The 12,408-nt window shown below is 39.6% G+C and carries 15 protein-coding genes; all 15 read right to left on the reverse strand.

What is annotated here, in order from left to right; genetic code table 11:
* Window positions 1–7 precede the first annotated feature (7 nt).
* Window positions 8–898 carry an FAD-dependent oxidoreductase gene (locus tag P9L93_01355; protein ID MDP8229732.1) on the reverse strand — a complete coding sequence of 297 codons (891 nt, stop codon included), beginning with the start codon at window positions 896–898 and terminating at the stop codon, window positions 8–10.
* Window positions 899–1,372, reverse strand: coding sequence for a pyridoxamine 5'-phosphate oxidase family protein (locus tag P9L93_01360; protein MDP8229733.1), 474 nt, complete (start codon window positions 1,370–1,372; stop codon window positions 899–901).
* Entirely contained in the window at window positions 1,369–1,746 is a 378-nt protein-coding gene (locus P9L93_01365) for a class II SORL domain-containing protein (GenBank protein ID MDP8229734.1), read from the reverse strand. The genes P9L93_01360 and P9L93_01365 overlap by 4 nt, the downstream gene beginning before the upstream one ends.
* Window positions 1,747–1,754: 8 nt before the next feature.
* Window positions 1,755–2,180, reverse strand: a complete 426-nt coding sequence (locus P9L93_01370) for a hypothetical protein (GenBank protein MDP8229735.1) — start codon at window positions 2,178–2,180, stop codon at window positions 1,755–1,757.
* A 128-nt stretch (window positions 2,181–2,308) separates the two neighbouring features.
* Window positions 2,309–2,605, reverse strand: a complete 297-nt coding sequence (locus P9L93_01375) for a hypothetical protein (GenBank protein ID MDP8229736.1) — start codon at window positions 2,603–2,605, stop codon at window positions 2,309–2,311.
* A complete protein-coding gene (locus P9L93_01380; protein MDP8229737.1) occupies window positions 2,606–2,860 on the reverse strand; it encodes an AbrB/MazE/SpoVT family DNA-binding domain-containing protein in 255 nt (84 codons plus the stop codon). It lies immediately after the preceding gene.
* Between the two features lie 257 nt (window positions 2,861–3,117).
* Window positions 3,118–6,198 carry a methyltransferase domain-containing protein gene (locus P9L93_01385; GenBank protein ID MDP8229738.1) on the reverse strand — a complete coding sequence of 1,027 codons (3,081 nt, stop codon included), beginning with the start codon at window positions 6,196–6,198 and terminating at the stop codon, window positions 3,118–3,120.
* Between the two features lie 126 nt (window positions 6,199–6,324).
* The gene (locus tag P9L93_01390; GenBank protein ID MDP8229739.1) at window positions 6,325–7,317 is read right to left on the reverse strand and encodes a permease; all 993 of its coding nucleotides are present in this window, start codon (window positions 7,315–7,317) and stop codon (window positions 6,325–6,327) included.
* Window positions 7,318–7,395: 78 nt separating this feature from the next.
* Complete coding sequence (gene trxB / locus P9L93_01395; protein MDP8229740.1) at window positions 7,396–8,313, reverse strand: thioredoxin-disulfide reductase; 918 nt, start codon at window positions 8,311–8,313, stop codon at window positions 7,396–7,398.
* Window positions 8,314–8,317: 4 nt separating this feature from the next.
* A complete protein-coding gene (locus P9L93_01400; GenBank protein ID MDP8229741.1) occupies window positions 8,318–8,947 on the reverse strand; it encodes a YggS family pyridoxal phosphate-dependent enzyme in 630 nt (209 codons plus the stop codon).
* Window positions 8,940–9,653 (reverse strand): radical SAM protein, encoded by a 714-nt coding sequence (locus P9L93_01405; GenBank protein MDP8229742.1) that lies wholly within the window; start codon window positions 9,651–9,653, stop codon window positions 8,940–8,942. The genes P9L93_01400 and P9L93_01405 overlap by 8 nt, the downstream gene beginning before the upstream one ends.
* Window positions 9,654–9,683: 30 nt before the next feature.
* Window positions 9,684–10,277, reverse strand: coding sequence for a hypothetical protein (locus P9L93_01410; GenBank protein MDP8229743.1), 594 nt, complete (start codon window positions 10,275–10,277; stop codon window positions 9,684–9,686).
* 15 nt (window positions 10,278–10,292) lie between these two features.
* Window positions 10,293–10,787: a DUF456 family protein gene (locus P9L93_01415; protein MDP8229744.1), complete on the reverse strand. Its 495-nt coding sequence runs from the start codon at window positions 10,785–10,787 to the stop codon at window positions 10,293–10,295.
* Between the two features lie 73 nt (window positions 10,788–10,860).
* The gene (locus P9L93_01420) at window positions 10,861–11,838 is read right to left on the reverse strand and encodes a CNNM domain-containing protein (GenBank protein MDP8229745.1); all 978 of its coding nucleotides are present in this window, start codon (window positions 11,836–11,838) and stop codon (window positions 10,861–10,863) included.
* Window positions 11,832–12,404, reverse strand: coding sequence for a nucleoside triphosphate pyrophosphatase (locus P9L93_01425; GenBank protein ID MDP8229746.1), 573 nt, complete (start codon window positions 12,402–12,404; stop codon window positions 11,832–11,834). Before P9L93_01425 ends, P9L93_01420 begins: the two co-directional genes overlap by 7 nt.
* Between the last annotated feature and the right edge of the window lie 4 nt (window positions 12,405–12,408).

Here is a 12,408-nt window from a genome sequence, read left to right on the forward strand (position 1 = left end):
CTCCTTTCTACTTAAGCCTGGCCAAATATCTAAACACGCCAAGCAAGGCCTTTGCCCCTTCCCCTGCGGCAATTATAATCTGCTTCTCAGGAACATCAGTAACATCTCCTGCGGCAAATACGCCTGGGACATTAGTACGATTATAGCTATCGACTTTTATCTCTCCCTGCTTATTTTTTTCTATTGCCTCTACAAATGAAGAATTCGGTACAAGGCCTATCTCTACAAATATCCCCTGTACAGGAATTGTCTCTTTCCCTATCTTAACACCTGTCACCATTTTGTCACCTAAAACAGCGCTGACCTGGCTATTATTTAAAATAGTGACTTTATCGCTATTCTTTAATTTTTCCTGCATTATAGGATCGCCTGTCAGGCTATCCGTGATATTTATCATGTGCACGTGTTTTGCTATATTCACTAATTGCAATGCTGCATCAAGCGCTGAGTTCCCACCGCCTATAACCGCAACGTCTTTGCCTGAAAACAAAGGGCCATCGCATGTTGCGCAATACGTAAGGCCTTTATTCTTAAACTCTTTTTCACCTGGCACACCTAATTCTCTTGAGCGTTTGCCTGAGGCAATTATAGCTGTTTTTGTCTCATATTTAGCCTTGTTCGTCTTGACATGGATTAAATTGTCTCTTTTTGTAAGCTCAACAACCTCTTCATTTTCCTTTAAAGGGATATTGTATCGCTTCATATGTTCTTCAAACTTAGACGCAAGGTCAGGACCTGTTACGAATTGATAGCCAGTATAATTTTCTATATCTCCACTCCAGGCAGTCTGCCCTCCAATATCTTTTGAGATGACAATAAAATTCATTTTTTTTCGCGCAGCATAGACAACTGCAGTTATTCCTGCTGGTCCTGCGCCGACAATGATCAGATCAAGCATCTATTTATCTCCATGTCTTATATGATGTGGCGTCAGATCGACTATTTCTCCTACTTCCACAGCTATCAAATATTCTGGCTTGGGCAAAAGTGCCTCTGGATGGCGAGGGTGGCCTTTCTGCCCCTGGATATTTTTGAGAAGCCTAAGGGATATTCTCTTTGTAATCTTTTCTTCCCATTTTTTTACAGTATCAGAGTGTATGTCTTTTTCCTTGACCATCTTTGCCACACCCTTTAAGCAATACCCTATAAACTTATGCTCATCAACAGCTGTTATGCTAATATGCGGGTTTTGCTTTAGGTTTTCGTAGGTCCTTTCTTTATAGACATCGAGTAGATACACCTTTCCTTCTTCTTCTATATCCACTATGCCTTTACAGGAATTGTGCGGACAGCCTTTCTCATCTATGGTTGTAACAATAGTGTAAGGCTGTTTATGAAAAAAACTTATTATGCCCTGATTTAATTTTTTCATGCAATTTCCTTAGAGCCCTGCCATAAGCCATGTATATTACAGTAAGAAGAGGCCAGAATAGTCCCTGGTTTTCCTGTTTTAAGCTTTAAGATTACTTCAGGATCAGTGTAGACTGTGCTTGTATCTGGTCCCTGGCCTGATTCTCCGTGGGATGAGAATTCAAACCTCCCGACTTCATAAGGAGATTTCTCACCCTTAGGAAGAAAATACACCTCTATCCAACGTATATGATGGGCGGTAGTATTGGGATGCGCGATCTCTTTACCCACAGTCACTGTAATAGAAAGTGGCTTATCCTTGGTTATCTCGATTACTGGTACATGCTTTTCCTTTTTCCAATCAGCAGCCTGGAATAGATCCTTAAGTTCAGACATAAAACCTCCTATTTTTTTATAAAATCTACGTATATTGCCAATGCCAGAGCCAGCGCAGATGAAACAAATATAAAAAAGTAATTTATCTTGTCCTTCTTTGAGCTTAATTTACAAATTATAGTACCCAATACATCAAGGTCGTGTTCTGAAAGTTCTTTCTTATTGAGCAATTTATCTTTTAACCCTGTATTATCCAATTCCCTGTGTAAAACTTGATCGTACCTGAACTTGTAGACAAAAAATATAAAAAACCCAACTACACCTATATACCACAGTGCCTTGGCAAAGACTGGATTAACATCTAAAACCAGATTCACTGCCCTCAAAGATATTACAGCAATAAGCGCAATAAAGAAAAGCACCCACGATACTGCAGACTCCTTACACGTCTTCAGCTTAAAACAATCATAACATACAAATTTGTTGTCTTTCATGGTGTATATATGATACTACTGTGGGCTTATTGAGTCAAGGTAAGGAAGGGATTTTAACTCGTAGTAGTAGGCCAGGTTTAAACCTGGCCTACAAAAAAAGTGAGGGCAAGATAAAGCGTAAGGCACGTTTAAACTAAAAACCGCCTTATCTGGTCGTGGCTACCTGCTAATGTCGCTATGCACCTATTGCCTTCCTTATTAATTATAACACGAATATTCTTTTCAACACCAGCTTCGTAATAAGAGTCTCTTAATTTCTTATAGAAAAAATTAGAAGCTTTTCTTTGAGCTTCCAATAAATTGCACCCTGTAGAATAATAAACATCCAAGGCCTCTAAGATTAATCCGACTACCTTTTTTTGCTCTGAACCTAAGCGTTTGGTGCTTCTATTAAAAGATGGTCTATAATAAAGCTCGTATGGCACTTATTTTCCTCTTTTAAGGCTGTCTATCTGCTTCTTTGTAATTCTTTTTTCTTTGCCTTTTTCTTTCTTTGAAAGAGCTTCCAGCTTTTCATAAACATCATCAGAGAATTCAACCCTTCTTACCTCGAGTGGAACGAGCTCAATCTTATCATCAGCGACCTCCACCTCAAACATAGCCCCTTTTTTAAGCTTGAGCACGTCTGTTATCTTCTTAGGTATTGTTATTTGATTTTTCGCTGTCATAGTAACTGTCATTTTCCTCACCTCCCAATATAAGTATACCATAAAGTAAGGAATTCGTCAATATAGAAAGTAAGGAATTAAGGAAAACTAAATCTGTGCCCTCTCTTATATAAGACACATCAGAAGGCGATTTTCTTTCAATTATTTTAGGAAATTTAAAAATCGGGAGGGATTTTAAGTGATAGGGTGTACCCAAATAGGACGTCTACTATTTCGTCCAAATAGGACGTCGCCGCTTGTCACGCTTGTGTGCTTGTCACTTGTATTTGCTATATTTCCTCTTTCAAGTTTTTCCTTCCACGCATAGTCTTTTCTATCTTCTTTATACCGATTGTCAAAAAATTGACACTATCTAGTTTCTTTTTGGCTATCTCTCCAATCTCACCATATTCTGCTCCAGTAAGACGCTTTAGTGCCTCTAGCGCTGAAGATGTCCCCATAGAGACAAGCGCATCTGGAATATTGCTTCTGATTCCTACGCCAATCTCTCCATCCGAGACTATTTTTTCAATAAAATCAACAGCGCCGTCAGTCCCTAAGGTTTTTAGAACGTCAATAAAACCAATCAATAAAAAGTACCTACGTCCAAAGCCTCCATCTTCTTCTTTTTTCAATCCTTTAATCCAGTCGTATAATTTATATAATTCAGGCAATGCTACATCTTCTCCTAAGTAACCTATTAAAGAAATGGCTTTTTGCCCAGAACCAGCATCCTGTTTCTTGATAATCTTTACCAAAATCTTTAAAACATTTTGTTTTTGTGGAATCTCTTTTGTCAAATAATAGGCTCTATTTTTAAGCGCCTCAATCCTTATACCTTTAGGAGCTTTTTCGTCGAGAAAGATATTTAAGTATACATCCTCTGCAATCTCTTTGCTGATATTTCCTATGGAATCGAGTGCGGTCTGAGCTATAGATTTATGTTGGGTTTTACCACATGCAACATTAACCAATGCATCTATTGCCCCTGGATCTTTTAGTTTCTCAAGGGCTTTTATCGCGCGCAATTTAACTGTCCATTTAGCATCAGGATCGGTCAGGGCCTCGACTAATGTACTAAAATATTTTTCGGGAGATTTCTCTATCTGCCAAAATGGTACTCTTTTGTATATAAGAGGATGCCTAACCTTTTTTATAAATAAATCTGAAGAATCCAAAAGCTCCTCAGGCCCTGAAATGATTTCAAAGCCGCCTCCATCACCCTTAAAAAGCCTGCCGGCATCCTCAAAAAGCTTAATCAACTCTATTCTAACAGTGTAGCCAATATGATATAACTGAACACAGTCTAACTTCGCAACTCTATACAATTCACTCGCAACCCTGTCCGCGTTAATATAGTGCCATATTTCAAAATTTCTGAAATCACGACCTGCTTCCTCTCCTAGTTCTATTACAAAATCTAACACGCTAATGCCTATGATATAATCGAACGTCTCATCACTAAAAGGCAGCTGTGTAATACTTCCCCTGCGAATAGGCACTCCATAATCTTGTTTTGCCACTCTTAGCGCGCGCCAATTTATATCACATGCTGTTAGATCAGCATCATATTTTGTTCGCAGGTGGTGACAGAAAAACGACTCCCACCCAGGTGCCAATTCAAGCCCTTTTCTTTTTCTATTGAAAAAATTTCTCAAAAATTCGTCAACCGCTTTATCTCCATTTGAATCTATGCCGTTTATACGACAAAATTCTTGTATGGTACTAAAAGAGAGAGGACTTATCCTCTTCCCTATTAGTTGACCATCTGCATTATATGTACGATACCACTTATCATATTCATCCACAGGCATTAATTTAAATTCTTCCTGAAGCCATAACTCTATTTCCTGCTGCGACCCGCTTAGCAAAACATCAGGACATGATTCATACTCCAATAACCTGAACGATATCCATTCATAAAAATTCATCCTGTCTGTATAGTTGTCGACTTCTATCTTGCCAATTTTTTTCTTAACGTTATTAGGTAGAGAATCTCCGACCGACTTTATCGCAGTTAATATTACTGGTACTCTTTGATCTAACTCAGGATGAATATCAAAAAACTCGATAAAATCAGGATATAACCTCTTTATGAAAAAACCTCGCCAGTTCTTTTTAATGGTCGGTATTATTTTCTCCGAGAAGATTCTCTTGTCTTCAACGAGAGCGGAAACGCCTTGCTCAAACAGATAAAACCGGGGATGTTTTTCTAGCGGGTGTTGCGTGGGAGTAAAGTGCAGATTTCCGGAAGACTCAATCCAGCCTCGACGCTCTAAAAACCTTAAAAAACTTTTAGGATCATCAGGATCGCGTTTACGTCCTTTATCTATATAGACCTCTGCGCCAATTACATTTCTGATAATCTTGTCTAAGCTAAAAGACTCGCCGATTTCAAAGTCCCTCCTAATATACTTGAATAGCTCATAAAAATCTATGAACCGTTCAACAAGATAAGGGGTTTGAACAAATAGCTTTATCATCTCCTGTAGTAAATCAGGGTCCCGGGCAGGCAAATTGAGTTTTATAGTGGTAAGGCCTCTTGCTTTTATTAAATCAACTGTCTCTTTTTCGCGAGATATTTTCCCGAATTCTGACATGCGGTACTCAAGAAACTTGCGTGCCGTACCGTAGTTATTTCTTCCATCTAACTCGTAAGTAACTAAATCTCTCAAGAAAAGGGAGGCCTCGGGCTTTATTCTGTAAATCCTAGCCTTTACAGGCTTATTTTTTGCAAAGCATAAAAATGCTCGGTGCGTACCTTGAAAAATAAAATACTTCCCATTACCTAAATCTAAAACATCTATGCAATGGTCTTCTGTATCAGTAAAGACTTCTATAGTTTGACCAGTTTCATCTAGCATCCTTAACATATCTATTAACTGCAATATGGCAGGAGGATGCATAAATATAGCTTTATTACGCGATATGTGTTTATATTCGTCTGTAATCTCCCATAATTTTTCTTCATCAGGCATCTCTTTTGCTTTAGCAGTGTAGCCAGCCATACCTTCTTTTAATGGCTCTTTTCCCTGAAATTTATATTGACGGCTCAATAGATGCCCCTCTGTGGTACTGGAGAAACTCCCGCATTCTCCAAAAACATGCATCGGCAAATACAGCTTCCAGTCAAGCAGTAGCCTTTTATTGCCTAACCTGAATCCGACACCGTCATCCGTAGCCTCGTATTTAACTGCAGAGATATTGGATGATATTTTATCTTTTAGGGCTTCTAGTCTACTCTTCTCTTCTCCTATACCTGCGGACAGAGGCTTCCTGAGACTAGTACCTGTTGCTGTATTAGCCAACAACAACAGGCCTATCGCAATCACCAAGACCCTTAAATTACACCCTTTTCTAATCATTCTCATAATCTACCCAAAAAAATAGCCTCTGCCTGTCTCATAAGGCTATATTGCTCCTATGTTTATTGTAATGTAATTATACCATATAAATAGGCCTTTGGGAAGAGCTTTTTTAGGCAATTTTTAGGTAATTTAAAATATTGCATTTGCCAACATTCCGAGGGCTATTACTTGGGGTACTGTGATTATTGGGAGCCATATTGCTACGCGCTTGCCTACATTGACCCATAAAAGGCCTATTTCTGTATAATCTGTTACTACGCCTGCCATCAGGAATACGAATGCGTTTCCAAACGCGCCTGTTTGTCTGTATATCTCGAATGCTAATGGAGCTGTGCCTTCTGAGCATACCTCCATAATCGTCGCCACTATAAGAGTCACGATCAAGCCCATAAACGTAGGCCCCATATAATTCTGAAAGATATTATGCGGCATATACGCGCCTACTAAGCTCGCGAGACCGATACCTGCTAATATCCACCACAGAATCATATTGGCAAGTGATAGCGCGCCTTTATATATGCCTTTTATATCATTCATTGAGAACTTATATGATGAAGATCTATTTTTTATATCATGCGCAACAGAAAATCCCACTTTTGTCTCTACGCTATTTTTATTTGTCTCTATGAGGCCTTTTGCTTGCAGCACCTGAAAGATGAGTCCCGTAGTTATTGCAATAATAATCGCGCACAAAACTATATAAAGCGCCTTTATACCAAAAAATGCCATGAGCATTATTGTAAGTGGCAGATTTGCCCAAGGGCTTGCTAAAAGAAACGCCACGACCGCGGGATTCGACGCGCCTTTTTTGTGTAACTGAATGGATAGCGCAAGTATGCCGTGACTGCAGGCGCTCATAAAGAATCCAAGTATTACTGAATAGAGTATCGTCCTTTTCTTGGGGCTAGCCAGTATATGCGAGATATATTTTCTAGGGATAAAATGATCTATCACGCCGCCTAAAAACAGGCCTAAAAGAATCGCCCACCAGATCCTGTGTACATACATAAAAAAGGCGTCTCTAAAAGGTTCTAGGATGCATAAAATTCCTAAAATAGCTGCGATAATGACTATTTTATTCTTATACCATTTAGTTTTTTGGCAATGCTCACAACTATCCATCTCTACTCCGTGCTAACTTTGCTCTGTCCCTCTGTAGTAGTAGGCCAGGTTTAAACCTGGCCTACAGAGGGGCGTAAGTTAGTTATATGCTATGCCTTTTAGTTCTTCCACGTAGTGCTGGGCTGAGAATGCTGCTGTGGCGCCGTCTCCGCATGCAGTGATTACCTGGCGCAGGAGTTTTTTGCGGCAATCGCCACAGGCAAAGATCCCATTCTTAGAAGTCTTCATGTCATCATCTGCCAAGATGTAGCCAGGTTTATCTAATTTAACCAGGCCTTTAACAAAATCTGTATTTGGTATATAACCGACAAAGATAAAAACACCTTCGCATGAAATTTCAGAGCCTTTATCAGTCCTAACGCCCCGGACCCTATCGTCCCCTAAAATCTCAACAACATTTGATTCCCAGATAAATTCGATTTTTTTATTAGACAGCGCCCGCTCCTGGAGGATCTTTGTTGCCCTTAAACGATCGCGGCGATGCACCACTTTAACCTTTTTAACGAATTTAGTAAGAAATATCGCCTCCTCTATAGAAGTATCCCCTCCGCCCACAAGCACTACTTCTTTATCCTTATAAAGCGCGCCGTCGCATGTAGCGCAATAAGAAACACCTTTTCCCTGAAATTTCTCCTCGCCAGCTACGCCTAACTTCTTTGGCCTTGCGCCAGACGCGACAATAACTGAAAAAGATGAAATTGGTTTACCTTCGACCTCAACCCTCCAACCCTTAGAATCCTTTTCTATTCTTTTCACGTTGCCAGTCCTAAGTTCTGTCCCAAATTTCTGAGCCTGTTTTTTAAATTTCTCTACCAGCTCAAACCCATTGACCCCATCTATAAAACCAGGATAATTTTCTATAGAGTCTGTAATTATTGCCTGGCCAGGCACTGAGAAGCTTTCTATTAATAATGTCTTCAGCCTCGCCCTGGAAGTATATAAAGCTGCGGTAAGACCAGCTGGCCCGCCGCCTATAATCACTATATCATAATCCATAATATCACCTTTCTCCAAAAATTTTTGTCCCCACTCTGACAATATTCGCGCCTTCTTCAATAGCTATTTTATAAGAATTGCTCATACCCATTGAAAGATACTTCAAAGTCTTTATTTTCTCGAATATCTTTTTTGTCTCAATAAAATACGGCCTTGCGTCTTCAGGGTCTCCAGATAAAGGCCCCATTGTCATAAGGCCTACTACTTTTATATTCTTTAATTGCGAGACATTTTTTATTAACTCCTCTACATTTTCTGGAAAAACGCCGAATTTCTGTTTTTCCCTGCCGCTATTTACTTCTATCAAAACAGGCATTATCTTTTTTTCCCTGGAACACGCCTTATCTAACTCCTCTGCAAGCTCCAGAGAATCAACTGTCTCTATCATATCAAAGATCCTTACAGCCTTTTTAATCTTATTTTTCTGTAGATGCCCGATAAAATGCCACTTTGCTTTATTGCCTATGACCTGGAATGCTGCTTCAGCCTCCTGCACATAATTCTCGCCTATGATCTTTACATCAGCATTAATTGCCTCAAGGATCTCTTCAGGCGTCCTTGTCTTGCACGCAGCCTCTAATTCCACGCCCTCTGGCAACTCCTGCAATATCTTTTCTACGTTTTCCTTAATCATAAACTGAAACGACACTCATCCCATTGAAATGTAATTTTATGGCGTCTATCTCTTTTTTGGATAACGGCTTTATATCGCACGGCCTTAGGGGGGTATTTATCTGCACCTCGTCAGGATCTATATCCTTTGCTAATCTTGCAATCTCTTCAGCAAGGCCTTTATTTGCTTCTATAAACATGATCTGTAGGGCCAATTTACCTTTATATTTAGACTTGAATTCTTTTATGCCTTTTAATACTTTATTTAATTCTACCCCTTTTAGCGGCTGATTTATCTTAAGAAATAACTCCTTAGAAGGACTGTCCAGCTTTAACATTACAAAATCCGCAAGAGCCAAATCGTCCTGCACATCTTTTTTATCAATTAATGAGGCGTTTGTTATAACTGCTGTCTTTTCATCTCTGATCTTTCTTATTTCTCTGATAACTTCTCCTAAATTCTTGGCAAGTGTGGGTTCGCCTCTTCCTGAAAAAGTAATATAATCTATTTCCAGAGGCGGAAAAGACTTTATCTCCCCTACAATCTCTTCTGTGGGAACAAAAATCTCCCTTTTATCGCTAAAAGTAGCTATCTTCCCGACCTGGCAATACACGCAATCAAATGTGCAGATTTTATCATCCCCGGAAATAAGATCCACCCCCAGTGATCTACCCAATCTCCATGAATCTACAGGCCCATAGATATATTTATATTTTTTATCTGTCATATTAGTTTAGATATTGCGCAATGGAGGGAGCTATCTCTCTATCCTTACCTCGTCATTCTTCTTAAATTCTACACCATGCCAATCAGACAGAATAGATGCCGTCGCGCTCGTCTCTTTTATCCTTGAGGCCTCTGCCTTGCCTATGAACTTACCATCCCGATAGACCGATAAGATATCTCCTTTTTTAATATCATCGGCCGTCCCCAGATCTATCCTAAAACTATTCTTCCTAAGCGTTCTTGAGATCTTTCCATTTTTCTTAACAATGATTTTATCCAGGTCTACACTATTTTTTTCTTTTATAGCCGCTGCGAGGCGCGTTTCTGCGTCATTTCTCAAGTTTTTTTCCTGCTGTAATTCTCCTGAGATGATCTCTATCTGCTGCTTTTTATTATCTAAGTCTATCTCTAATTTCCTTCTGACATCATTCGCATCAAATAATCTGCTTTGTAAAATATATGTCTCTTCAAGCGTAGTAATCAGTTTATCCTGCGTAAATATCCTTAACTTTCTCTCCTGCTCTTTAAATATATAAGAAGAGGCGCTCGTAAAGAGTAAAAAGATAAAAATGCCTGTCCATACTAATCTTGCCTTGACTGCGAATTTTAGATTTTCTCTTTTCATATCAGCATCTCCTTTTTAAAATCTAGAGACTATGACAAAAAACATGATTATGGCTATTATCACCTTGACCACTATTGAACCAACCCTGCCTACTACGCCTCCAAACCCGGCCTTAAGAGACTTCACGAGGTCCTTTTGTATGATCAGCTCTACCAGAAATGCGCCGAGAAAGATCCCGAGGAATGTGCCCAGCAAAAGCCCTATGCCTAACAATGGAGCGCCTACAACTGCGCCCACTATACCTCCGACAATAGCGCCAATAACAGCAGCATTTGAAGCGCCAAATTTCTTGCTGCCAATTATTATAAAGAGATATTCCGATACCTCGCCGCATAGATAGAGCGTCAGAAGTATTATAAGTGCTCTTATATCCAGGATTAAAAAATCAGTAAGGAAGGAATAAAGAATGGCGCCCATAAGTATTATGAGCGTTCCGAATGTGGTGAAAAAAATGGCTGCAAAACCGATCAAGCCAGATATGACTAAAATTGCAATAGCCAGGATCTCCATAATCGCCCTTCTTTCTATTAGGGATATGATACTACTCCAGGGCCATGAAGACAACCTTAAAGATTCTTCTCTTTTAACTTACCTTATCCTTCTCATCGTAGATCTCGCCAAAGAGTTCTTCCAATACATCTTCCATGGAGACAATGCCGATGTTGAGCTTCTCCTTATCCTGCACAATAAAAAGATGTTGGTGATAAGCCTGGAACTTTGTCAAGAGATCATCTGCCTTCTCATTTTCATTTACAAAAATGGGGCGCGACATAAAATCTTTTATCCGCGCTTCGTAATTATCTTTTGCGATCTCTCTTAAGAGCACCCTCTGCTGGCATATGCCTATTATATTCGATACATCTTTGTTATATACAGCGATCCTGCTATATTGAGAATTAAGTATGGAATCCTTTGCCTCTATAAGTTTTTCCTCGCCAGGCAATGCATAGATCTGGTCTATTGGCTTCATTATGTGTGCTGCCCTCATATCATTGAGCTTAAACACCTTATTGCAAAGCTTTTCCTCATCCACCTCTACTGTGCCAGCGTCCCTGCCAAGCCGAAGCATTGCCTTTATCTCTTCCTCAGTTACCTTAGGCACTGTTGATTTTTTTCTGGCCATACCTGTTGCCACTATCAATGTCTGTATGAGTGGGCTCAAGACCCAGATAGTACCTCTTAGAATCTTTGCGGTTGAAAGAGAGACCCTGACTTTATAATATTCGCCTATGGTCTTGGGTATGACTTCTGATATGACAATAATCAAAAATGTAAGAACTGCCGAGATTACAGCAAGCCACTCATTGCCAAAGATCTTTAATGCCCCACGGCCCACGAATATCGCGCCCACGATGTTCACTGAATTATTCAATACAACAATGGTCGCGATCGCAATATGGATATTCTCTTTTATAAAAAGAAGGTCTTTCGAGCCCTTGCGTTTTTTATCAAATAAGATCCTGGCCTTTACAAGCGGCAGGCTCAAGATCGCTGCCTCTACCATAGAGCAAAGACCTGATGCAAAAAGTATGCCTATAATTAAAATGATGAGTTTCAACATATTGCCTTTAGAATATCAGCGCCTATTTTTTCAAACAACTCTTTCAACTTTGCCATTGGCAGGCCCAGGACATTAAAATATGATCCTTTAATGTCGTCAAATATAAATGAGCCTACGCCCTCTATTGAAAAACCTCCTGCCTTGTCATATGGTCCGAGTAATTTGAAAAATCTTGAGATCTCAGCTGGCCGAATCTTTTTCACTGTTACCTTTGATCTTTCATAACCAGAGATCATCTTTTTTCTTTTAGAATCAATAACGCAAAGCCCAGTGTATACGGAAATAGTCTTGCCTGACATTGCCTTTAGCATGCTTTTTGCATGAGCGGCATTGTGCGGCTTACCTATGATCTTCTTGCCCAGTAGTACAACTGTATCCGCGCCTATTATATAACCTGATTTTTTTATGCTTTGCGCTTTTAGGCAGGCATTTTTTATTGCAATAGCACTCGGGAGCTTCCCTTTCATACTTTCCCTGGCTGAGCTCACAATAACCCTGTGCCTTATCCTACATGAGGAAAGTATTGCTGACCGCCTTTTAGATTTCGACGCTAAGATAATATCCATATAA

This window comes from Candidatus Gorgyraea atricola, from assembly GCA_030765235.1.
In the GTDB taxonomy this organism is placed as follows: domain Bacteria; phylum Omnitrophota; class Gorgyraeia; order Gorgyraeales; family Gorgyraeaceae; genus Gorgyraea; species Gorgyraea atricola.

Bases quoted from the DNA above. Each gene is read 5' to 3' on its own strand.
- P9L93_01420 (MDP8229745.1), bottom strand. From the start codon at position 11,838: ATGTTGAAACTCATCATTTTAATTATAGGCATACTTTTTGCATCAGGT.
- P9L93_01385 (MDP8229738.1), bottom strand. From the start codon at position 6,198: ATGAGAATGATTAGAAAAGGGTGTAATTTAAGGGTCTTGGTGATTGCG.
- P9L93_01410 (MDP8229743.1), bottom strand. From the start codon at position 10,277: ATGAAAAGAGAAAATCTAAAATTCGCAGTCAAGGCAAGATTAGTATGG.
- trxB (MDP8229740.1), bottom strand. From the start codon at position 8,313: ATGGATTATGATATAGTGATTATAGGCGGCGGGCCAGCTGGTCTTACC.
- P9L93_01370 (MDP8229735.1), bottom strand. From the start codon at position 2,180: ATGAAAGACAACAAATTTGTATGTTATGATTGTTTTAAGCTGAAGACG.
- P9L93_01415 (MDP8229744.1), bottom strand. From the start codon at position 10,787: ATGGAGATCCTGGCTATTGCAATTTTAGTCATATCTGGCTTGATCGGT.
- P9L93_01390 (MDP8229739.1), bottom strand. From the start codon at position 7,317: ATGGATAGTTGTGAGCATTGCCAAAAAACTAAATGGTATAAGAATAAA.
- P9L93_01425 (MDP8229746.1), bottom strand. From the start codon at position 12,404: ATGGATATTATCTTAGCGTCGAAATCTAAAAGGCGGTCAGCAATACTT.
- P9L93_01380 (MDP8229737.1), bottom strand. From the start codon at position 2,860: ATGACAGTTACTATGACAGCGAAAAATCAAATAACAATACCTAAGAAG.
- P9L93_01400 (MDP8229741.1), bottom strand. From the start codon at position 8,947: ATGATTAAGGAAAACGTAGAAAAGATATTGCAGGAGTTGCCAGAGGGC.
- P9L93_01355 (MDP8229732.1), bottom strand. From the start codon at position 898: ATGCTTGATCTGATCATTGTCGGCGCAGGACCAGCAGGAATAACTGCA.
- P9L93_01365 (MDP8229734.1), bottom strand. From the start codon at position 1,746: ATGTCTGAACTTAAGGATCTATTCCAGGCTGCTGATTGGAAAAAGGAA.
- P9L93_01405 (MDP8229742.1), bottom strand. From the start codon at position 9,653: ATGACAGATAAAAAATATAAATATATCTATGGGCCTGTAGATTCATGG.
- P9L93_01360 (MDP8229733.1), bottom strand. From the start codon at position 1,372: ATGAAAAAATTAAATCAGGGCATAATAAGTTTTTTTCATAAACAGCCT.